This is a genomic window from Vibrio sp. DW001, from assembly GCF_029016285.1.
GTDB lineage: Bacteria > Pseudomonadota > Gammaproteobacteria > Enterobacterales > Vibrionaceae > Vibrio.
In genome coordinates this window covers 2,717,428-2,739,768 of sequence record NZ_CP091975.1, presented here as the reverse complement: position 1 = coordinate 2,739,768, position 22,341 = coordinate 2,717,428, and the positions used below count along the sequence as shown (strand labels likewise).

The following is a 22,341-nucleotide window of genomic DNA, read 5'->3' as shown; positions in this document are numbered from 1 at the left end:
TGTAGGTTAATTATGGTGTGGATATGAATAGGTGCAAACGTCGCGCTTACAATTTGTTGTTTATTTGCAATGTTGCAAGCTATTCTAGAAGAGAAGTATGAAAAACGGTCTTTTTTCACACTTCTCACTTAATTTTGATTTGCTTCAACTATAATGCCAGACTTTTTGTGCAAGGTAATTGATATATTTATAATAATTTGCTTTGCTAAACAGTAGACTGTTGTTCTGATTTGGGTTTGCGTTAATCATCCTATTCAAGAAAATTAACCATTACGTTTAAATAACAACACTCTTGAGCCTAGACGAAACTGCAATAAAGGACCAGAAAATGAAAGTATTCATAATGCGCCATGGTGAAGCTGCACACTATGCTGCAAGTGATGCAGAACGAGAACTAACAAAGCATGGCCGTTCTCAATCTACCGCTGTGGCTATGGCATGTAAAAAACAAGGGTTTGTGGATTTTGATTTGGTGTTGGTTAGCCCTTATATAAGAGCGCAGCAAACTTGGGAAACAATCTCATCACTATTTTCTGCAAAAGAGATTCAAACGTATGAGGAAATTACACCCTATGGAGATTCTGAAGAAGCGTCGTCATATGTTGCTGCGATAGCACAGGTAAAAAACTTAGACACCATTTTAATGGTTTCTCATCTTCCTTTGGTGGGGTATTTAACCGCAGAATTTGTTACAGACTTGGCTCCGCCAATGTTCCCAACATCAGGCTTGGTTTGTGTAGATGTTGACCTTCAGAATCAAAAGGGTGAACTGCTCTGGCATATTCATCCTTAAGAAAGACGGGTTGATGAAAGCGTCGTTGATTAAAAGATAAAGTAAGGTCTGTTTACCTTTCAGGAACGCTGAGAAGAATTAATAGGGCACCATTGCCACCAAACTCTAGGGGTGCTTGGTGAAATGCCATTACATCAGGATGTTGTGCCAACCAAATCGGAGCTTTCTGCTTGAGGATGTGCTTGCCGATGCCATGCATCACGCAAGCGCAGTGCACGCTCTCTTTTATGCAGTACGCTATCATTGCACCAAGCTCTGCTTTGGCTTCTTGTTGCGTCATGCCATGCATATCTAAATAGACATCAGGTATATAGACTCCGCGGCGTAACCGTTTTACTTCATATTTTGAAACATCACTGCGCGCATAGCGCGTTGGCCCGTCGCCTTCCAAGTGTGGGACAAATTCATCAGAAAAGAAAAATTCGTTGTCTTTGGCGTCTCTAAAAGAGCGCTTGGACTCTTTCTGTTTTGTTTCTCTGATTGGTTTTTGAAGTACGGTGTCTTGTGTCAACTTCTTGATGCCCTTTACTTCATTTTGAAAAAGAGAGAAGTCATCGTTATCGCTTTCGTCTTTGTTACTCATAATATTTGGATTGATGGTCAATAGTGGTATTGTAGCGTTAAACGATGTATTAACATAACGGATTTATTTGTTTCATTTTAGTCAGATGATCGAGAATGAATTACAATCTATTTGTAATTCCAAGTTTTTTAATTCGGCTTCTCAGAGTATGAGGATTGATATCGAGTACTTGAGCCGCTCCATTAGCACCTTGTATTTTACCTTCCGTCAGATGTAGAACTTTTTCTATGTGCTGTTTATTTAGCTCTTCTAGGGTTGGTACCGCGGTATTCTTGTCTAAAAGTTGGCTTAACATTTCTTCATCCTCCTCTTTTTGACCGATGGAAAAACAGATCGGTTGGCCTCTTGAGCTGATAACGGAACGTTCGATAACATTTGTCAATTCGCGGATGTTTCCTGGCCATTGATAAGCTTGAAGCTTGGTCATTTCTCCTATCGCTATCTCCGGGGTAGGAATTTGAAACTTCTTGCTGCATTCAGCGATAAAATAATTAGTAAATAGTGGTATGTCTTCGAGTCGGTCCCTAAGTGGAGGGACCTTTATAGGAAACAGACAGAGGCGATAGTAGAGATCGGACCTGAATTCCCCAAGCGATACCATTTTTTCTAATGAGCGGTTAGTTGCTGCAATGATGCGCACATTAACTTTTAAGGTTTCTCTCCCGCCGACTCTTTCAAATTCTCCATTTTGCAAGACTCGTAATAATCTGACTTGAGCCGCCTTAGACAACTCTCCAATCTCATCAAGAAAGATAGTTCCTTTATCTGCTCTTTCAAAGCGACCAATTTGCCTATCGCTGGCACCAGTAAATGCCCCTTTTTCGTGGCCAAATAGTTCACTGTCGATAAGATCTTCAGGGATAGCACCACAGTTGACTCGGACATATGGTCCGTCTTTTCTCTGGGAGTTGTTTTGAATTGCGTTAGCGATGACATCTTTACCAACCCCCGTTTCTCCCGTGATAAGCACGGGTGCATCAGTACTAGACACTTCATCAACTTTTTGCATCGCGCTTTTTAGACCGCTATTGATACCAATAACTTGATTATGAGCCATTGATTTTAGTCTATGTTTAAGTTCTTGATTTTCATCAAGAAGATTGGAATGCATCTCAATAATTTCTTGATGCTTTAAACTATTTGATACGGCGATGCCAAATGGTGAGTCGAGTGAAGCGAATAATTCGGAATGCACGGCTGTAAACCGATGTTCACCTACCGCAAGCAGTACGATATCGCATATCCGTTCACCTCCAATTTTAACTCGCGATATCATATGAGAGTACGCGTGATCACCATACATCGGCTTCATATGCTCTTGAACCTGCATGCTTATAGGATCATCGTGGGAGTCATTGATGATTTTGATGTCGAGATCATGCTCCCAGCGAGTAATATGACGTCGGCTCTCTTTTACAGGGATAATAATATTGCAGAGGTTCCCTTGATGGATATCAGCAGAGGCATAAATGCGTAACGAACAGAGGTTCTCGTCCCATAAGTGAACCGATAACACGTCACACGGAATAACCGTTGATAAGAAAGAGATACACTTACTCAACCCTTCTTCTATCTTTAAGCTACCAGTTAGTGCTTCAATCGCGTTGCGGTAAAATATGTTTTTGTCCATGCGAGTCTCAAATCGTACAAATTGCATTTATTTTACCTTAATGGCTGTGATATATCGCTTTGATATTTCACACCAGTAGGAAATATCACAGCTGATTTTTGTGGTATTACCACTTAAAATGATATGGATCATAAATGCCTAACTTTCTGACCCTACAGAGATCAAAGTTTTATAACTAATTAATTTGGCTCGTATTTTGCTATTGAGGACTATCAAAGAAGTCATTAGGAGCAATCACTTTGAAACTCAAAAATATAGCTGCAGATAAGCAGTTTAAGATAACTCTGTTTGGGTTAACTCATGTAATAAATTTTTTAACCAAGAAAGATAGAAAATTCCAGGCATTGGTTGCCCAGAGAAACTTCAGCGCTTGTTTGTGCATACGTACAGCAGATATCGGTCGAACATTTACTTTCAACGATGGAAAGATTCGTTCTAAAGCAGGTAAAAATCTAGACGCTGATATCGTCATGATTTATGAAACGGCTGAAGATGCAATGAAGGTCATGGTGCCATGGCGTGATTATCAAGAAGTGATTGATATCTTAAAGCTTTTTAAGATGGATGCCAAAGGTGATGAAGAGACGATAGTTCATTTCACCGACATTTTGGGCGGCATCATGGACAATCAAGTCAAATACGGCATGCCGATGTCGGATGGAACGACAAGATTTGTCAATAACACTAACGGTGGGCCGGTTTTTGTTTACGTTAAAGATGACAAGATAATCCGTATTACACCAATCGAACTTGATGAAAATGATCCAGACCCTTGGATAATAAAGGCAAGGGGTAAAGAGTTTCAGCCGCCTCGAAAAGTTACTGTTAGTCCTCATACTCAAGGTATTAAATCTACTATCTATTCGAAAGACCGCATTCTTTACCCAATGAAGCGCGTTGACTTTGATCCTAATGGTGAGAGAAATCCACAAAACCGTGGTATTTCTGGTTACGAACGTATTAGTTGGGAAGAAGCAACTAACTTAGTTGCAGGGGAAATTGTTCGCGTTAAAGAAGAACATGGTCCTGGCGCTATTATGAATGGTTCTGGTTCTCACCATACATGGGGTAACCTAGGTTACTGGCTTTCAGCTCGACCACGATTTTTCAACATCATCGGCACATCTTACGTTGTGCATAACCCAGATAGTTGGGAAGGATTCTACTGGGGTGCAATGCACCATTGGGGAAACTCTATCAGACTCGGTGCTCCAGACACCTACTCCACGGTTGAAGATGCTCTAAAACACTGTGAACAGATCGTATTCTGGTCGAGTGACCCAGAATCAACCAGTGGTGTGTATGGTGCAATGGAAGGAACAACTCGCCGCTTGTGGGCGAAACAGCTTGGCATAGAGTTTGTTCATATTGACCCATTCTTTAACCATACTGCGGCACTGTTAGGCGGTAAGTGGCTTGGTTCTAACCCAGGTACAAGTAACGCAATGGCACTTGCCATCGCTTATGTTTGGATGGAAGAAGGTCTTTATGATAAAGACTTTGTTGCAGAAAAAACGGAAGGCTTTCTAGAGTGGCGTGAATATGTGTTAGGCAACGAAGACGGCGTACCAAAAACACCAGAATGGCAGGTTGAAGAAACAGGCATCCCGGCGCATGAAGTTCGAGCATTAGCTCGTCGTTGGGGAACCAAGCGTACTTATCTAGCGGCTGGTGGTATTCAGGGCTTCGGTTCTGCTTGTCGAAGCGCGACTGGTGCAGAGTGGGCTCGCTCAATGGTTTGCCTAATGGCCATGCAAGGTATTGGTAAACCAGGTGTAAATATGGGTAACCTACAACAGGGTACACCTGTTGATACTCGTTTCTTCTTCCCTGGTTATTCTGAAGGTGGTTTTTCAGGAGACTACGAAGGTACTGGCGTAGGCGTCAATATGTATCAACGTATGCCCCAAGTCATTACCATGAATACAGTGGCACAAAAGGTGCCTCGTTTACGTATTCCTGAAGCAATATTGGACGGAAAAACAGAAGGCTATTGGACGGATACCAAGAGTATTGAAGGCCAGTTTGGTAAATTTGAATACCCTGCTCCTGGCTACTCGCCAATCAAGCTGTATTACAAATATGGTGGCTCTCACTTCGGCACAATGAATGACACAAATCGTTATGCTCATATGTATCGTAGCGACAATCTCGAAACGGTTGTAAACCAATCTATCTGGTTGGAAGGTGAAGCTAAATTTGCAGATGTGATTTTGCCAGCTTGTACCAACTTTGAGCGTTGGGATATTGGTGAATTTGCCAACTGTGGTGGCTATATTCACCATTGTTACACTCAAAACAACCATAGGGTAGTAACGCTTCAGCATAAGTGCATCGAACCGCTTGGTGAGTCTAAGTCGGATTATGAAATTTTCCGTATGATCGCTAGTAAGATCGGCATGGGTGCTTATTTCTCCGAAGGGGCTTCAGAGCTAGAGTGGGTTCGTCGATTATTCAATGGTACGGATCTACCAGAGAAAATCTCATGGAAAAAATTCCTGAAGAAAGGTTACTTCATTGTGCCGCCGCCGAAGGAAGAAGATCGTGATCCAGTTTCATGGAACTGGTACTACGAAGGTAGAAAGAAAGATGGTCCAGAGATGAACCCATTACCTTCTGAGTACAAGGATCAGTTTAAAAAAGGTCTACAGACTCAAAGTGGTAAGATCGAGTTCGTTTGTAATAGCTTGAAACGTTTTGCGCCTGATGATGTAGAACGTCCGATTATGACGAAATATATCCCGTCTTGGGAAGGTCGTCATTCAGGTGAATTGTATGAGAAATATCCTTTGCAGATGATTACTCCGCATAGTCGATATAGCTTCCATACAATGATGGATGGTAAAGATTCGCATATCAATGATATTCATGACCACCGGGTCGAAATTGATGGGTATTATTACTGGATCATCCGTCTTAATGAAGAAGATGCAGTGAGTCGAGGTATTTCTCACCACCAAGTGGTTGAGGTATTTAACGACCGTGGTTCAGTACTTTGTGCCGCGCATGTTACACAACGAGTTCCTGTAGGAACCGTGCATTCTTACGAATCTTCAGCGCTTTATGAACCGATCGGTGAACCTGGTAAATCTCCAGATCGCGGAGGTTCAGTTAATGTATTGACACCAAGCAGACCAATAATCCAAAAATCACACTCCACAGCGTGTAACTCATGTCTGGTTAATATTAGAGTCTGGGAGGGAGAATAATTATGAAAAATCAATCAGTTATAAAGAAGTGGCATTTAGTTGTAGATGTCGAGCTATGCGAAAACTGTAACAACTGTTTTTTGGCAGATAAAGATGAATATTGTGGAAATGCTTTCCCTGGTTATACAGAAGAACAACCAAGGCATGGTCATCGATGGATTGACATCAAAAGACGCGAGCGTGGTAGTGGTTCTTTAATCGATGTTGCCTATCTACCAACGATGTGTAATCAATGTAAAGATGCACCATGTGTTAAAGCATCTAAGAATGGCGAAATCTATCAACGTGAAGATGGCATTGTAATTATCGATCCGATTAAGGCCAAAGGTGAGAAACGTTTGGTAAAAAGCTGTCCATATGGACACATCTGGTGGAACGAGGAGCATAATCTACCGCAAAAATGGTTCTTTGACGCTCATTTATTAGATGATGGATGGAAGACTCCTCGATGCGTGCAATCTTGTGCTACTGGTTGTCTAAACTCGTTGAAAATTTCTGATGAAGAAATGAGAGAAAAGGCTGCCAAAGAAGGGTTGGAAGGGTTACATCCTGAACATGAAACCAATCCTAGGGTTTGGTATAAAAACCTTTACCGCTTCAATAAAGAGCACGTATCTGGATCGGTTGTTGCCGTCATTGATGATGTTACCGATTGTGTAGATCTAGCAGAAGTCACGTTGAAACAAGGCGATAAAGTGGTGCAAGTATTGAAGACAAACCACTTTGGTGACTTTAAGTTCGATGCTCTAGCGCCAGAGTCAGGTGAGTATACGATTTCGGTCACTCATAAAAACCTGAGTTACACAGATGCGTTTTCTTTAAAAACAAGCATTAACTTGGGCCTAATTACGCTTACGTAACTCAATAAAAAGTGCTGCTTTTGCAGCACTTTTTATTGCTCTCTTTCCCTTCAGTCTCCCCAAGATTGAAGGGTTTTTTCGTTTTATAAGAGATTGAAATTAAATAATAAAAGGTGTTGTTCCAATGAACTAAATGATGTGTCTCTCGATTCTTGCCTTACTTTCTTCCCGAGAGGGAGTGTAATTTCAAAAAAGGATAAAATTAATTCAGGACAAGTTTTACTAGATAGTCCGCTATTTATGGTGGTGCGGGTATGGGATTGGATTTAACTCCGGTTTTTACATTGTACCTCGGCTGTGGTGGATAGCTTTAATGAATAGCAATCAGAGTGAGGAAAACGTTATGACGGAGCTTGGATGGTCTTTATTTGATGATATGTGGCTGGCATTTTTTGTGTTGGTTTGTATCTACATAATTATTGCCTGTTTAGTACAAGCGCCACGATGATTACAACCTTTAAAGCCCTAGTATTACTACCTAAAACTTCTAGCGAGAATTAGCTTTCGAACCATTCGGGTCAGAAGAGAGGTCTTCACAAAAGGAGGTATTGAACCGTTCGTGGAGTTAAAATCATGATGATCAAATGAGCACTACATCGTATTGCTATATCATGGAACGCTTGGTTGACCTAAGCAATTAGACCCATCACACCTGAGTAGAATAGTTTTCCACCGGAAAGGGCTAAGAGTAGGTAGCAAATCTTGTATACCTGTTCTTGGCTTATAACTTGCAAAAGGTAAATACCGAGTTTTACCCCAACTGGTGCTAGTGGAATGAGAACCAAGGAGGTAAGTAAATTTTGATGATCAAACTGTCCAAAGTACGTGTAAGGAACCAGTTTTATTAGGTTCATAATACAAAAGAAAACCGCCATGGTAGCGACCATTACTTTTTTATCGAGATTTTTTGGTAGAAGGTAGATACTGATTGGGCCGCCTCCAGCATGAATCATAGTACTTGATATTCCGGATACAAAACTCCAAATGCGACCAGCGTACTTATTCGTCTGTTTACCGTTGCCTTTCATGTAGTACTGAAGGCAAAATAACAGAGAAATGCCACCGACAAATAATTGAATAATCTCTCCAGTTACAACCCCCATGATAAAAGAAGCCACTACAATCCCTAATACAGCGGTTGGAAGCATCAACTTTATTTCCGAATAATCACAGTTTTTATAGTGATAACGAACCGCGAAAACGTCCATAGCAATCAGGATTGGAAGTAGAATAGATGCGGCTTGAAAAGGAGGGGTAGTTAATGCCATTAGAGGTACCGCGATGACACCTAGAGCACCTCCAAACCCACCTTTACCTATACCATAAACGAGTACTGCGGGAATGGCAGTACAATAAAACCATATATCTGTAATCATATATAACCTAATTAGTGTTAATGGCAGCTCTGCGATAACACAAATGTATTGAGTAATGTCATGAAAATGCCCAGAAGCGAATATACGTATCTGGACTAAGTAGTGTGCGCCGAGTAGACGACTTATTCGTTTGCGTTACTCGACTAGCTCGTTGCCCTTGTTACTTAGGAACGGAGGTACCGCTTTTGTTCGCTTCGAGGGTTAAAGCGCTCAAGTATATAGAACTTGGTATATAAGAAAATTAGCCGTTTTAAGGAAATGCCACTTTCCAAAATACGACTTTAATTACTCCAAAAAGTTAACAATAGTATGAACACCTTTATTTATTACGTTAACCATACAAGAGTTAAGAGCATAAAAAAATAGGTTATGAAACGGGTATATATGTAAATATAATTTTAATTAATCTGGGACGTCAAATATGCGCATTATCGAGATGTAGATCACGTAATTAGTCCGTTATCTTTCATTAATGAAAGGAAAATTTCTATTAATAACAATAAATAAATAATGAAGAAAAATCAGAATGAGAATGGTTAGTGTTACACCGTAGGTGAGATTAATTAGTATTAACATTATTTATCGGATTAGTCAGTATTTGTAGTTATTATATGTTCACTTGCTATTAACAAGAATAGTTGAACATGAAATTGTTCTCACTTAGTTACGAGTATTATTATAAGTAGTATTTTTATCTTTGGCATCTGACCAGATAATACAAAGAGAAGTAATGACGTTAAGAATAGATGAACGGCATTTAAATAAGAAAAATAAATATATATAAATTTGAACAGCAGCTCTTAGCTGGCAGGTATTTAAGATTTTCCGTTAGCGAGTAAATAAAATTAAAATTTCTTCCCGCACGCCGGACGTTACCGTTCTATTGGTGGGAAATGGTTTTGGAGTTTTGTGAGGTCACCCGAAAAACAGTTCAATCTGTGAGGTGTGTCATACATTCGTTCTCATCAGTGAAAGGGTCGCTTTCACGAATGCTGTTCAGGAAAATGTTTTTAAGAGTAAAGTTGTCGTCAACATGGAAATGAAGAGACATTCAACGATGCTTAAGAAAGAGATTTTATCACCTGATCAAGCTGCATCCAAATTAAAAGATGGAATGACAGTGATGGTTGGAGGATTTATGACAATTGGCACACCAGATAAATTAGTGAATGCTATCGCCGAATCTGGCGTTAAAAACCTGACTATTATTTGTAACGACGCAGGGTTACCGCAAAAAGGCGTGGGTAAACTGATTGAGAATGGACAGGTATCTAAACTTATTGCTTCTCATATCGGCCTTAACCGTATTGCAGGTGAAAAAATGAACTCCGGTGATATGGACGTCGACTTAGTTCCTCAGGGTACGCTCGCGGAGCAAATTCGCGCTGCTGGCGCAGGCCTTGGTGGAGTACTAACGAAGACTGGTTTGAATACTCTGGTCGAAGAAGGTAAGCAAAAAGTGACGGTAGCAGGCGAAGTATTTCTGCTTGAAGAACCTATAAAAGCGGATGTTGCACTTCTAAAATCTTCTACTACTGATGTATTTGGCAATACTGCATTTAATAAAACTACAGCTAACTTTAACCCGGTAATGGGTTTAGCGGCCGATATGGTTTTTGTTGAACCAGATACCTTAGTAGAGCCTGATGAGATTGATCCTAGCTTCTTCACTCTTCCTTCTGTCCTGATCGATTACATAGTGAGGTAAGTAAAATGTCGATGAAAGATCTTATCGCAAAGCGTGTTGCCGATGAATTGAACCTCGGTGATCTCGTCAATCTTGGTATCGGTATGCCGACCTCTGTCGCTAACTTTGTACCAAAAGACAAACATATTGTATTTCAGTCCGAAAATGGAATGGTAGGCCTTGACTCAACACCTGCAGAAGGTAAAGAAGATTGGGACCTAACAAATGCAGGTGGTACACCAGTGACAGCAACAGTTGGCGCTGCATATTTTGATTCTACGCTTTCTTTTTCTCTTATTCGTGGTGGTCATGTAGACGCCACTGTATTAGGTGCAATGGAAGTTGATCGTAGCGGTAACCTAGCAAACTACATGATTCCCGGAAAAATGGTTGCGGGCATGGGTGGTGCTATGGACCTCGTCAATGGCGCTAAAAAAGTAATCATTATGATGGCTCATTGCAATAAAAATGGTGCGCCTAAAATTTTAGACAACTGCACACTGCCTATCACTGCCACAAATTGTGTGGACGTAATAGTGACAGAATTGGCGGTTATTCATCCGACAAAAGAAGGTTTAGTTCTTACAGAAATCGCTTACAACACAACCGTTGAAGAGGTTTTAGCTAAGACAGGTACAGAATTGATTATTTCAGATTCGTTAAAAACATTTGGAGAAAAATAATGAAAGTGACCAATATCCAGGACGTTAGTGAATATACACCTCCGGGCCATTTTGGCGTTACTTGCTTAAAGGTTCAAGGCGAAGAGACTGGCTTGACTAAGTTTTGGCAAGGATTGTCTACGTTTGAAGCTGATGGCGGAGCGGAGTGGCAGTACGGCGAAGGTACATTCGGCTCGCATACTGAAAAATCATATTTCGTTATCGAAGGTGAGATTACTGTTGAAAATGAAGCTGGTGAGCAATTTATTGTTGGCAAAGATGCTTCTATTTCTATGCTACCAAACGAAAAGCGGAAGCTTTGGGTTAGCAGTAACAACCAAGCAAAAGTTTTAGTAACCATTACCGCAGCGTAGCATTAATTTAAATTTATAAGGAATAACAGAATGGTCATGACACCTAGTTGGAGCGATGATTTCGCTAAGAATTGCTTTGATCTTACTGATAAAGTTGCAGTTATCACAGGCGGCAACGGCACATTAGGCGCGGCATACGCTCAGGCATTTGCTCTACACGGCGCAAAAGTTGTCGTCACAGCACGTCGCATGGAAACGCTTGAAGAAACAGTGAAATCTGTCGCTGCAGTTGGCGGTGAATGTACTGCTATTACTGGTGATGTTACAGATGTTGAAGCGCAGCAAGCTATCGTTGATAAAGTTCATGAAATGTATGGACGTATCGATATCTTAGTGAACAACGCTGGTATGGCATTCCGCGCTCCTGGTGAAGAAATGCCAACGGAAAACTTTAACCAAGTAATGAATGTGAATGTTACGGGTACACTGGTTCCCTGCCAGGTGTTTGGTAAATATTTCATGAAACAGGGTCATGGTAAAATTGTGAACACGTCAAGTGTTCGTGGGTTCTGTGGTCACCCTGATGGTTACAGCGCTTATGCAGCATCTAAAGCCGCGGTGGATTCGTTGACTAAACAGCTTGCAACAGAATGGTCTATCAAAGGTGTTCAACAAGGTTTCACTATCAATGTGAATGCGATTGCTCCTACGCTTATTAAATCTCCTCTCACTCGTGAAATCTGTGAAGATCCAGCGCGTATTGCTCCATTCCTTGCACGTCTTCCTATGGGTCGTGTTGCTGAAACTTCAGATATGATTGGTTTGGTTATGTTCCTGTCAGCTCCAGGATCTGATTTCATTAATGGTCAGATTATTTATGTTGATGGCGGTTGTACTGCTGGTTAATGGAGCAAAAAGATGAATTCTACAGACATTAAAAACATCACCATCGTTGGTGGGTCAGGAATGATGGGTGTTGGTATCGCTCAGATTTTTGCTGGTGGTGGCAGGAACGTGACGATTAAAACTCGTAGCGTAACAAACTGTACTGCAATTGAAGATATGTCCGGTCAGTTAGATATGTTTATCCGTGAAGGCCTTCTGGCATCTGATCAGAAAGATGCGATTTTAGATCGTATCTCAATCACTGCAGACGAGATTGAAGCGTATGCAGATGCCGATTTGATTTTCGAATCTGTGCCTGAGGTGATGGACGTTAAACACGCTACTTTCCGCGAAATGGAAGCTCACGCAAAACCGACGTGTATCTTTGCCTCAGGAACTTCAGTGAAATCTATCACTGAGATTGCAGAAGTTATTGAGAAAAAAGACCGTGTTATTGGAATGCATTTCTGGAATCCAGCGGTATTGATACCATTAGTAGAAGTTATTCGTACAGAAGACAGTGCTGATGATGTAATTCAAGCATCAATGGACTTCTTAACTGAATGCGGTAAAGCGCCAGCCGAGTGTAAAAAAGATGTCGCGGGTTTCTTAGCGAACAGATTACAACACGCGTTGTGGAGAGAAGCTTTCTACATGGTTGACCAAGGTATTGCCGACCCGAAAACTATCGACGATTGTATTAAAAACTCATTTGGTTTCCGTATTCCACAGCTAGCACCGTTTGAAAATGCTGACATGGTTTCGACTGAACTCAGCCTTAATATTCATGACTACATGTTTCAACACCTTTATTCCGGTACGGAACCAAGTGAAACCTTGAAGAAGTTAGTCGCCGAAGGTAAGTCAGGGTTTAAAACAGGCGAAGGTTTTCAGACTTGGACACCAGAGCAGGCAGTCGCGTCGAAAGAAGGCCTATTTAAGTACTTGATCGACCAAACTACATATCGTAATTCAACAAAGAAATAAGTATTCGATAACTGATGCAATCAGTTAAAAAAATTCAGGAGAATAGTCAAAATGGCTAACAACAATCATAATTTTTTTGCAGGCAAAGTAATCATCGATCTATCACATCCAGTGGGCTCTCAATCACCTCAGTGGCCTTACTTCCCACAGCCTGAGATTACTCGTGCTCATGGTCTTGCAAAATCTGGTGTATTGACTCAGTTTTTCAAAATGCCAATGCACTGCGGTACACACGCGGATTCACCACGCCATGTCATTGAAACAGAGTTTGATGGACGTCGTGCTCGCTATACTCACGAAATGGACTTAAATGCTTATTGTGGTGATGCAGTATGTTTAGACCTTTCAGACCTTGAGCAGTGGACACTGATTAAAGCTGAACATATGGATGCAGCACTGGTTAAAACAGGTGTTACTCATGAAGAACTAAAAGACATGATCGTTATCATTTATACCGGTATGGCAGGTAAATGGGATGATTCAAAACAGTATTACCATTACGCGACAGGCGTAGGTGCTTCAGTTGGTCACTGGTGTATGAAACATGATATTAAATCACTTGGTGTTGACCAACAGGCACTAGACCACCCACTACATACTTCTATTGGCGAGCAGTGCGCTGGGAAATTATCAATGAACCTTGAAGGCTATTCAGGTTTACCGTTGAAAGAAGAATATATCGCGAAGTTTGGTAAAGAAGAGTATGCGCACTTTGATCGTGACATGTACAAAGAGATTCATGGTGAAGAAGCGTATAAAGAGCTTTATGGCCTTGTTGAAGAAAAAGGTATGTGTAACGGCACATGGGAACCTTGTCATAAATTGCTTCTAGGTAACGGTAAAGTTGGCTGGGAAAACGTTGGTGGTAATGTTGCTAAAATCGCGGGCAAACGCTGCACAATTATTGGTGCACCACTTAATTTGTATTGTGGTGACGGTTCAATGACTCGTCTAATGGCCATTATCGATGAAGACCAAGTGAATGATGTCGCTGACCGCGTATATCCGTTTGGCGACCACTAATCAGTAGAGTCGCGTTGGATTCCATCACCGAATTATATTTAGTGATGGAATCAATTAATTAATTCTGAGGTTTATGATCATGAAAGAAGTCGTAATTGTAAGTGCAAAGCGCACTGCTATCGGTTCTTATTTAGGTGCCTATGCCAATGTTTCCGCTATTGATTTAGGGGTTACCGCAGTTAAGGCTGCAATTGAAGAAGCGGGTATTAAAGCAGACCAAGTAGATAATGTTGTTTTAGGTAATGTTTTAAACGGCGGTCTGGGCCAAAACCCTGCTCGACAGGTTGCCAAATTTGCTGGTGTCCCGAACGATAAAACGGCCAATGTCGTGTCTATGGTATGTGGTTCAGGTTTGAAAGCGGTAATGGATGCAGCCAATCAGATTCGTCTGGGCGAAGCTGAAATAGTCGTCGCGGGTGGAATGGAGTCGATGTCCAATGCCGCTCACGTTCTTCAATCCCATCGTACTGGTGTAAAAATGGGACACTCTCAGTTAACCGATACAATGCTCAATGACGGTTTAACCGACGCATTTGGTGGTTTCCATATGGGAATCACAGCAGAGAACCTTGCGAAGAAATACGAAATATCTCGTGAAGAACAAGATACTTTTGCCGTTCAGTCTCAAAATCGTGCTGAGCAAGCTATAACGTCTGGTCGTTTTGTAAACGAAATAGCACCTCATACTATCTCAGGGCGTCGTGGCGACGTCGTAGTAGACACAGATGAGTTTCCAAAGTTCGGCGCAACAATGGCAAGTATTTCTAAGCCTAAGCCTGCCTTTATCCGTGATGGTAGCGGTACCGTTACCGCCGCTAATGCTTCTGGTCTGAATGATGGCGGAGCAGCACTGGTCCTTATGAGTGCAGATAAAGCGAAAGAGCTTGGTTTAAAGCCATTGGCAACGATTGTTTCTCAAGGATCAGCAGGTGTCGACCCGGAAACAATGGGATACGCACCTGTACCCGCGACAGAAAAAGCACTAAAAGCGGCGGGTCTAACGGTTTCAGATATTGAATTGATTGAAGCAAACGAAGCGTTTGCATCGCAAGCTTTGTCTGTTTGTAAAGGTCTTGACCTTGACCCAAGTATCACCAATGTGAACGGTGGCGCAATCGCACTTGGTCACCCAATCGGTGCATCTGGTGCACGTATTCTTGTTAGCTTGGTTCATGAGTTAACAAAACGTGAGCAACGTTATGGTCTAGCAACATTATGTATTGGTGGAGGCCAAGGTGTTGCGGTTGTTATTGAACGTAAATAATAAATACCAATAGCTGCTGCTGTTGAAATAAAACTATTTTAGCTGCTTGTTGTAGAGGCAGTTAAATAACATGACTTCACACCAAATAGTTCTTATTGAGTTAAATTTGGTGCCTAAAAATAAATAATGAGGTAATAGATATGTCTCTGGCAAATAAACGAATTCTAACGGTTGCATGTACAGGTGCTTGGCCTAAAAAAGATATGTTCCCTGATGTACCGGTCACTCCTCGTGAGGAAGCGGATGAAATCATTGCATGTCATGCTGCAGGTGCCTCTATTGCTCACATCCACGTGCGTGATGACAATCAAAATGCAACGATGGATATCAATAAATTCCGTGAAACCGTTAATTACATTCGTGAAGCAGAATGCGATATCGTCATTAACTTGACGACGTCTGGTGGTTTAGGCCTTGCGGATGAAATCAGAATGCTTCCTTTCCAGGAATTGCGCCCTGAGATTGCAACATTTGATGCTGGTACTATGAATTGGGCTCACACAACAGTATTTGAAAATACGCCAATTTTTCTTGGTAAACTAGCGAAAGAAATGCCTTTAGTTGGTGTTACTCCAGAAATCGAAATTTTCGATATTGGTATGATTCATAACGTTATTTTCTATCGAAAGTCTATAGAAAAAGCAAATGAGAAGGCGCGTGAAGCCGGTAAACAAGAGGTTCATAACCCGTTTGTTCGTCCTCACTTCCAGTTTGTACTCGGTGCTCCTGGTGGTTCTCCTGCAGAAGTTCATATCCTTATTCAAATGCTTGATGAAGTAGCTCGTCACTGGGGAACGAACTTTACATGGGGAGGTTTAGGCATCGGCCGTGGACATCTTCCAATCGTTAACACGTGTATTGCTCTAGGTGGTCACATTCGTGTTGGTATGGAAGATAATGTTTACTATCGCCGTGGGCAGCTTGCGAAATCTAATGTTGAGTTTGTTGAGCGTACTAAACGTATGCTTGAATGTAACGATCTAGAAATTGCTACACCAGATGAAACTCGTCAAATTCTAAACCTCAACAAAACTAACTTTCCTAGCTGGAAAAGTTACGAATAAGTTTTCTAAGTACTAAAGAAGACGGACAAAGGGGGGAGTTACCTTGACCTAAGGTTACTTCCCCCTTTTTATTGCGTAACTTCTCACAAGTAGACAAAGATAGTAATTATGACGTTCTGTTTATCCTAAAATAGTATTAATTATATGAAGTAAATAATATCTAGAGATGCAATGATGTTAAAAGAGGGAACGGTTGGCACACAAGGGCTGAATGGCTCAAGTATTATTGACCCACATCAACTGGTCAGAATGCTATTTTTTATCGAGTTGATAAATGCAGGTTCAATCACTAAAGCAGCTGAAACGATGAGCATCTCTACAAGTACGGGTTCACGTTGGTTAAGCGATCTAGAGGATGAGCTGGGTATAGCCTTATATCAACGAAATAACCCAAACGAAAGGCTGACTGAAGCAGGATCATTTCTATACAGTAAATTTTCTGAAATAACAGATGATATTCATTTAATGATCAATGAGTTAACAGGATTTACTACAGAAACCCGTGGTAATATAAAAGTTTGTTGTACGCCCATTTATGCTGAAAAAGTGGTGATGCCGATCATCGGTGATTTTGTGGATAGTAACCCTTTGGTTAATATTCAATTGACGATGACGCCACGAGGAATGGATTACTACAAAGACCACGATTTTATTATATCGGCAGTCTCAGGGTATGCATCGAATAAAGACTCTGAATTGCTTTTGGTCCGTAGAAATCTACTTACGCAAAAATTTATTACCGTAGCGTCACCTGACTATATACGCAAGTATGGGGAGCCACTGGTTCCACAGGACTTAGTCAACCACCGTTGTTTGTACTCGAAGGCTTTGCAAAATCAAAATCAGTGGATATTCAAACAAAATGGTGAAACTATTCCTATTAGAATTGTAAAGTCTATCGAAGTATCGGATGCGCAAATGATGTTATCCGCAGCGTTGCATTCTACCGGAATTACATACTTACCTGAATTTATTGTTCAGAAGTATATTCGAGATGGGTCATTAGTCTCATTGTTAGATGAATATGAAACTGATGATTGGTTTCTAAATATTTATTATTTGCCACAACGATTTATGACTCATTGTGTTAAATCTTTTAAAGATTTTTTCTTGTCAAATCATCGAGAAAAAGTAAACGAATTTAAATCTTAAATGTGATGTTAGTGTTATTAAAAAGACTGTGAGAGATTGCGGTCTTTTTTTTTAATTTTCATAGCTGTTTTTACTAATATTTTAAGCCGTGCTATTCATGAAACAAAGCTTCTTATTCGTGGGACGTCGTAGCTGTTGAATGGTGATTTGGTGCCGCGTTTTTTATTTGCATGTAGTGCATTATTAATAGGAGTTAGATAATGAATTTTAATAATTTTAGAGGAATGAAGTATGAACTCCGTATTAATAATGGTGCTCATCTATAATATTGTCGTAATTGGTAGTATTGGGTGGTACTTAAATCAGAAAGACAAAGCGTCCGGTAAGGTAACGGATATGGCACGAGGCGGGGCGGATGCCAATATAGCGATGTTCTCGGTTACTCTTGCGATAACTTATTTAGGTTCTGCACACGTATATGGCTTAATGGAAATGTCTTATAGTATCGGTGCTGTGGCGCTTTGGTTCTGTTTTGCCCATACTATTCTAATGTGTGTTATCTGCTTGGGTACTGGACGTTGGGTACGACGTTTAGGTTGTGCGACTATTCCTGAACTTCAAGGACATTTATTTGGTAAACAGATGAGAAATCTGACTGCTTGTGTTGGTGGAATGGTAGTTTTCGGCCTCGTTTCTCTTGAAACACAAGCGCTAGGTATTGCTATCTCTTCTTCTAGCGGTTGGTCTCTACCTATCTCAGTTGTTGTTGGTGCAGCACTCGGATTAGCCTATGTGACCATGGGTGGTATCAAGCAGACAATGTATGTTAACTTGGTTAACGCAGTTGTGATGTATGGTTCTATTATTGTCGCTGGTTTCTATCTGGCATTTGCGCTTCCTGAAGGTTGGGATGGTGTTAGACAATTCTATGTAGACAATGGTCAAGAATTCAAACTTAGCATCTTCGGAACGTCTGAATTACTATTCGGCTTTGGTGTCGCCACTATTTTTTCTGTTGTATTCTCGCAGTCTGTTAATCAACAGGGTATGGCCGCCGCGATGTCAGCCAAGAATGAAAAAGTTATTCGTCGTTCTATCTGGATTGCAGCGCCTATTAACGGTCTCTTCGGTGTATTCCCAGTTTTAGTTGGTTTAGCTGCTGTGACAATTCCTGAATTTGCAGAGCTTGGGCCAAAATTAGCTGGAGCGACCTTAGTTGTTAAACTTCTTCCTACTTGGTTAGTGGTTCTTCTACAAGCTGGTTTCATGGGAGCTCTACTTTCAACCTATGCGATGACGGTACTGGCACCAGCAACTATCTTCACAAAAGATATTATTCAAGCGAACCGCAAGACAGAGATGGCACCTCTTGAGGAGAAGAAAACCATACAACTTATGATTATGATTTTCGGTATCGTGGGTGCGGTTCTTACGTTCTTCAACCAACCTGCAATCGTACCTTCGATTAACTGGCTGTTTGCATGGTTGGCGCCTTTGTTCTTTGTCACCGTTGCGGGTTTATTCTGGAAGCGTAGTGCGACAGTCGCGACAACGACATTACTTGTATCTTGGGCTTGTAATCTAGCTTGGACAATTCGTCCTATCAAAGAAATGATTATTTCAGCTATTCCTGTTACGGCTCCATTGGAAAATGCACACATTACTGCGGTTGTCGGTCTCGTCTTAACGATTGTACTTTTGACCTTCGCTACAGATACAAAACCAGCGAAATTCAGTCGTAAAAATCAACCAGTGACTGCTTAATAGGAGATATGTTATGAATTTAGCAACAGAGTTGTTTTTAACTTCAGCAGGCATGATATTTACCATTATTATCGTATCAGTGGTTGTTGGAAAATTGATTAGCCCAAAAGCAGAGGACGAATAATATGGACCAGACTGATATTTGGATGATAGGTGTTATCGTATCCGGTGTGATTTTTTATGCATGCACTGTGTATTTTGGTAACAAAGAATAAGAATCAGATTAAAATTCCCCGTCGTGAAAGACGTCGATAAAGAGTAGAAAACGCAACCTAATGGTTGCGTTTTCTACTCTTTTGTTTAATAAAAAGCGAGTGTTTAATAGAAAAGCGAAAGTGATCTATTTTCTTACTATGCTTCGATTTTTCAAATTCTTAGTTATCCTGAAATCTTAACCGTCATATGGCCGAGTATTTACAGAGATAATACTCGCACTTAGCCCCCTCACTCACATCCTAGAAATGCTCACTCGAGTGCAATGCTGTCTGGTTAAGTTTACCAAAATTGGTCATCCTCACTAAAGTGAAGTGCATCTTCTTGATTTTGCGTGAATATGCACAATATATTTTTATGTTATTACCGTTATATTTTCATAACAGTGGATACATTATCTATAAAATAGAGTACTGCAGAAAGGTTGAGTCGGGTTGCTTAAGCAATGACGCAAGGCTTCAAAATATAAATATTAACCACATAGAAATTATGGAAAACTGAAGATTGATTTCAAATAGACTTGAATTATTTCGATGTCATAACGGTATCAAAAGTTAGGCAGTAATTTTCTTCGAAAGATTAGGGTAGCTTTACGTTACGGCACAGATATAATTGGTGGTTGAAACCCCTAAGAACGAATAGAGCGTTATTTGTGCCAGATACAATTTTTAATGGGGATAATTTGGAGGTAATTTTGGATAAGATTTTTGTGGAAGAAGTGGTATCAGAGCTGTACACCCTTCAAGACATGCTTCGTTGGACAGTAAGCCGCTTTAATGCTGCCGGGATTTTTTATGGTCACGGTACCGATAACTCATGGGATGAAGCGATTCAACTAATCCTACCAACGCTTTATCTTCCTATCGATGTGCCACCACATATTCTAAATTCCAGACTCACTTCAACGGAGCGTAGCCGTATTGTTAATCGCGTCGTTAAACGTATTAATGATCGCACCCCAACGGCTTACTTAACCAACAAAGCGTACTTTTGTGGCTTAGAGTTTTATGTTGATGAGCGTGTTCTTGTTCCTCGTTCCCCAATTGGTGAATTGATCGAATCTGAATTCCAGCCGTGGCTGTTAGATCAGCCTCATAGAATTATGGATTTATGTACGGGCAGTGGCTGTATTGCTATTGTTTGCGGCTATGCGTTTCCTGATGCTGAAATCGATGCTATTGATATCTCTGCTGATGCGCTAGAGGTTGCTGAAAAAAATATTCAAGAGCACGGAATGGAGCAACAAGTTTTCCCTATTCGTTCAGACCTGTTCCGTGACCTACCTGACTTAGATAAATACGATTTGATCGTGTCTAATCCACCCTATGTAGATGCGGAAGACATGAATAGTCTACCGGATGAATTCACTCATGAACCTGAACTGGGTTTAGCGGCAGGAACGGATGGTTTGAAATTGGTACGCAGAATTTTGGCCAATGCACCCAATTATTTAAATGAAAATGGAGTTTTGATTTGTGAAGTTGGCAACTCAATGGTTCACATGATGGAGCAATACCCTGAGCTTCCTTTCACTTGGATTGAATTTGCAAATGGTGGACACGGTGTCTTTACGTTGACCCGTGAACAACTGGTAGCGTGCGCAGACGAATTTTCTCTCTATAAAGACTAAAGCACCATTCAATTCTAAAAACGCCAGTCTCTACTGGCGTTTTTTCTGTCTAAAGGGTTTACATCTACTGCGTATCAAGCGAACATGAAAGTATGACGAATAAGTACTCAATAGCAAATATCAGTCTAACTAGATGGGTAGATTAGCGAAAACATTGAGTTAAGAATTGTGAGGATATTATGGCAGGAAATAGTATTGGTCAGCACTTTCGAGTAACTACATTTGGAGAGAGTCACGGTATAGCGTTAGGCTGTATTGTTGATGGATGCCCGCCTGGACTTGAGATAACCGAAGCTGATTTACAAAAGGATTTGGACCGCCGTAGACCTGGGACCTCTAAGTACACAACTGCACGTCGTGAACCAGATGAGGTAAAAATACTTTCTGGTGTGTTTGAAGGTCAAACCACAGGGACGTCAATTGGACTTTTGATAGAAAATACCGATCAGCGTTCAAAAGATTACTCTGAAATAAAAGATAAATTCCGCCCTGGGCATGCGGATTACACCTACCATCAAAAATATGGGGTTCGCGATTATCGTGGTGGTGGCCGTTCATCTGCTCGTGAAACAGCAATGCGAGTGGCGGCGGGTGCAATTGCAAAAAAATATCTTCAAAAAGAATTTGGTGTAGAAGTCCGTGCTTATTTGTCTCAAATGGGTGATGTGTCAATAGATAAAGTTGACTGGGACGAGATAGAAAACAATGCTTTTTTCTGCCCTGATGTAGACAAAGTAGACGATTTAGACCAACTGATACGTGACCTTAAAAAGCAAGGTGATTCGATTGGAGCAAAGCTTCAGGTTGTTGCGACCAATGTTCCTGTTGGCTTAGGTGAACCTATATTTGATCGACTAGACGCAGATATTGCACATTGTCTAATGAGTATTAATGCCGTAAAAGGTGTTGAGATTGGTGATGGCTTTGATGTCGTTCATCAAAAAGGAAGTCAACATAGAGACCCTCTGACGCCAAATGGGTTCAAGTCCAATCATGCCGGTGGCATATTGGGTGGCATTTCTACTGGCCAAGATATCGTTGCTAATATTGCGCTTAAGCCGACGTCTAGTATTACCGTTCCGGGGGAAACCATAACGAGAACGGGTGAGTCAACACAACTTATCACAAAAGGTCGTCATGACCCGTGTGTCGGTATTCGAGCCGTACCTATTGCAGAAGCAATGTTGGCGATCGTTTTAATGGATCATTTGTTGCGCCACCGCGGACAAAACTTTGGTGTGACAACAGAAACGCCAAAGATTTAACCTTAACGTCGCCACCCATTAGGGTGGCCTCTTTTATAGC

The 22,341-nt window shown here is 41.0% G+C and carries 18 protein-coding genes; 15 read left to right on the top strand and 3 right to left on the bottom strand.

The features are described 5' to 3' along the window. Nucleotides 1–328: 328 nt before the first annotated feature. Nucleotides 329–793 (top strand): phosphohistidine phosphatase SixA, encoded by a 465-nt coding sequence (sixA, locus tag L3V77_RS12395; protein WP_275134441.1) that lies wholly within the window; start codon nt 329–331, stop codon nt 791–793. A 52-nt stretch (nt 794–845) separates the two neighbouring features. Here the strand turns inward: sixA and smrB are convergent, their stop codons facing one another. Both smrB and L3V77_RS12385 read right to left on the bottom strand, forming a co-directional pair. Then, nucleotides 846–1,376, bottom strand: a complete 531-nt coding sequence (smrB, locus tag L3V77_RS12390; protein WP_275134440.1) for an endonuclease SmrB — start codon at nt 1,374–1,376, stop codon at nt 846–848. A gap of 100 nt (nt 1,377–1,476) precedes the next feature. Next, the gene (locus L3V77_RS12385) at nt 1,477–3,033 is read right to left on the bottom strand and encodes a sigma-54 dependent transcriptional regulator (protein WP_275134439.1); all 1,557 of its coding nucleotides are present in this window, start codon (nt 3,031–3,033) and stop codon (nt 1,477–1,479) included. Nucleotides 3,034–3,245: 212 nt separating this feature from the next. On the opposite strand from L3V77_RS12385, the gene L3V77_RS12380 reads away from it, so the two are divergent. Both L3V77_RS12380 and L3V77_RS12375 read left to right on the top strand, forming a co-directional pair. Continuing rightward, nucleotides 3,246–6,215: a molybdopterin-dependent oxidoreductase gene (locus L3V77_RS12380; RefSeq protein ID WP_275134438.1), complete on the top strand. Its 2,970-nt coding sequence runs from the start codon at nt 3,246–3,248 to the stop codon at nt 6,213–6,215. Nucleotides 6,216–6,217: 2 nt separating this feature from the next. Then, a complete protein-coding gene (locus L3V77_RS12375) occupies nt 6,218–7,075 on the top strand; it encodes a 4Fe-4S dicluster domain-containing protein (protein WP_275134437.1) in 858 nt (285 codons plus the stop codon). A 629-nt stretch (nt 7,076–7,704) separates the two neighbouring features. Here the strand turns inward: L3V77_RS12375 and L3V77_RS12370 are convergent. After that, nucleotides 7,705–8,451, bottom strand: coding sequence for a sulfite exporter TauE/SafE family protein (locus L3V77_RS12370; RefSeq protein ID WP_275134436.1), 747 nt, complete (start codon nt 8,449–8,451; stop codon nt 7,705–7,707). 1,033 nt (nt 8,452–9,484) lie between these two features. On the opposite strand from L3V77_RS12370, the gene L3V77_RS12365 reads away from it, so the two are divergent. From L3V77_RS12365 to aroC, 12 genes are all read left to right on the top strand, one after another. Then, nucleotides 9,485–10,159 (top strand): CoA transferase subunit A, encoded by a 675-nt coding sequence (locus L3V77_RS12365; RefSeq protein ID WP_342752030.1) that lies wholly within the window; start codon nt 9,485–9,487, stop codon nt 10,157–10,159. A gap of 5 nt (nt 10,160–10,164) precedes the next feature. Beyond that, nucleotides 10,165–10,821, top strand: coding sequence for a 3-oxoacid CoA-transferase subunit B (locus L3V77_RS12360; RefSeq protein WP_275134435.1), 657 nt, complete (start codon nt 10,165–10,167; stop codon nt 10,819–10,821). Continuing rightward, nucleotides 10,821–11,174: a hypothetical protein gene (locus L3V77_RS12355; RefSeq protein ID WP_275134434.1), complete on the top strand. Its 354-nt coding sequence runs from the start codon at nt 10,821–10,823 to the stop codon at nt 11,172–11,174. Before L3V77_RS12360 ends, L3V77_RS12355 begins: the two co-directional genes overlap by 1 nt. Nucleotides 11,175–11,204: 30 nt before the next feature. After that, the gene (locus L3V77_RS12350) at nt 11,205–12,020 is read left to right on the top strand and encodes an SDR family oxidoreductase (protein ID WP_275134433.1); all 816 of its coding nucleotides are present in this window, start codon (nt 11,205–11,207) and stop codon (nt 12,018–12,020) included. Nucleotides 12,021–12,032: 12 nt separating this feature from the next. Then, nucleotides 12,033–12,986: a 3-hydroxyacyl-CoA dehydrogenase family protein gene (locus L3V77_RS12345; protein WP_275134432.1), complete on the top strand. Its 954-nt coding sequence runs from the start codon at nt 12,033–12,035 to the stop codon at nt 12,984–12,986. A 51-nt stretch (nt 12,987–13,037) separates the two neighbouring features. Then, nucleotides 13,038–14,009: a cyclase family protein gene (locus L3V77_RS12340; protein WP_275134431.1), complete on the top strand. Its 972-nt coding sequence runs from the start codon at nt 13,038–13,040 to the stop codon at nt 14,007–14,009. 79 nt (nt 14,010–14,088) lie between these two features. After that, nucleotides 14,089–15,273, top strand: coding sequence for an acetyl-CoA C-acetyltransferase (locus L3V77_RS12335; protein ID WP_275134430.1), 1,185 nt, complete (start codon nt 14,089–14,091; stop codon nt 15,271–15,273). 140 nt (nt 15,274–15,413) lie between these two features. Further along, nucleotides 15,414–16,337: a 3-keto-5-aminohexanoate cleavage protein gene (locus tag L3V77_RS12330; protein ID WP_275134429.1), complete on the top strand. Its 924-nt coding sequence runs from the start codon at nt 15,414–15,416 to the stop codon at nt 16,335–16,337. Nucleotides 16,338–16,508: 171 nt separating this feature from the next. Beyond that, nucleotides 16,509–17,489: a LysR family transcriptional regulator gene (locus tag L3V77_RS12325; RefSeq protein ID WP_275134428.1), complete on the top strand. Its 981-nt coding sequence runs from the start codon at nt 16,509–16,511 to the stop codon at nt 17,487–17,489. A 231-nt stretch (nt 17,490–17,720) separates the two neighbouring features. Then, the gene (locus L3V77_RS12320) at nt 17,721–19,193 is read left to right on the top strand and encodes a sodium:solute symporter family protein (RefSeq protein ID WP_275134427.1); all 1,473 of its coding nucleotides are present in this window, start codon (nt 17,721–17,723) and stop codon (nt 19,191–19,193) included. A gap of 907 nt (nt 19,194–20,100) precedes the next feature. Next, entirely contained in the window at nt 20,101–21,036 is a 936-nt protein-coding gene (gene prmB / locus L3V77_RS12315) for a 50S ribosomal protein L3 N(5)-glutamine methyltransferase (protein WP_275134426.1), read from the top strand. Between the two features lie 179 nt (nt 21,037–21,215). Continuing rightward, a complete protein-coding gene (aroC, locus tag L3V77_RS12310) occupies nt 21,216–22,301 on the top strand; it encodes a chorismate synthase (RefSeq protein WP_275134425.1) in 1,086 nt (361 codons plus the stop codon). The last annotated feature ends 40 nt before the right edge of the window (nt 22,302–22,341 follow it).

Bases quoted from the DNA above. Each gene is read 5' to 3' on its own strand.
- L3V77_RS12325 (WP_275134428.1), top strand. From the start codon at position 16,509: ATGATGTTAAAAGAGGGAACGGTTGGCACACAAGGGCTGAATGGCTCA.
- aroC (WP_275134425.1), top strand. From the start codon at position 21,216: ATGGCAGGAAATAGTATTGGTCAGCACTTTCGAGTAACTACATTTGGA.
- L3V77_RS12370 (WP_275134436.1), bottom strand. From the start codon at position 8,451: ATGATTACAGATATATGGTTTTATTGTACTGCCATTCCCGCAGTACTC.
- L3V77_RS12385 (WP_275134439.1), bottom strand. From the start codon at position 3,033: ATGCAATTTGTACGATTTGAGACTCGCATGGACAAAAACATATTTTAC.
- L3V77_RS12320 (WP_275134427.1), top strand. From the start codon at position 17,721: ATGAACTCCGTATTAATAATGGTGCTCATCTATAATATTGTCGTAATT.
- L3V77_RS12365 (WP_342752030.1), top strand. From the start codon at position 9,485: ATGGAAATGAAGAGACATTCAACGATGCTTAAGAAAGAGATTTTATCA.
- sixA (WP_275134441.1), top strand. From the start codon at position 329: ATGAAAGTATTCATAATGCGCCATGGTGAAGCTGCACACTATGCTGCA.
- L3V77_RS12360 (WP_275134435.1), top strand. From the start codon at position 10,165: ATGTCGATGAAAGATCTTATCGCAAAGCGTGTTGCCGATGAATTGAAC.
- L3V77_RS12350 (WP_275134433.1), top strand. From the start codon at position 11,205: ATGGTCATGACACCTAGTTGGAGCGATGATTTCGCTAAGAATTGCTTT.
- smrB (WP_275134440.1), bottom strand. From the start codon at position 1,376: ATGAGTAACAAAGACGAAAGCGATAACGATGACTTCTCTCTTTTTCAA.
- L3V77_RS12330 (WP_275134429.1), top strand. From the start codon at position 15,414: ATGTCTCTGGCAAATAAACGAATTCTAACGGTTGCATGTACAGGTGCT.
- L3V77_RS12375 (WP_275134437.1), top strand. From the start codon at position 6,218: ATGAAAAATCAATCAGTTATAAAGAAGTGGCATTTAGTTGTAGATGTC.
- L3V77_RS12345 (WP_275134432.1), top strand. From the start codon at position 12,033: ATGAATTCTACAGACATTAAAAACATCACCATCGTTGGTGGGTCAGGA.
- L3V77_RS12335 (WP_275134430.1), top strand. From the start codon at position 14,089: ATGAAAGAAGTCGTAATTGTAAGTGCAAAGCGCACTGCTATCGGTTCT.
- L3V77_RS12355 (WP_275134434.1), top strand. From the start codon at position 10,821: ATGAAAGTGACCAATATCCAGGACGTTAGTGAATATACACCTCCGGGC.
- L3V77_RS12340 (WP_275134431.1), top strand. From the start codon at position 13,038: ATGGCTAACAACAATCATAATTTTTTTGCAGGCAAAGTAATCATCGAT.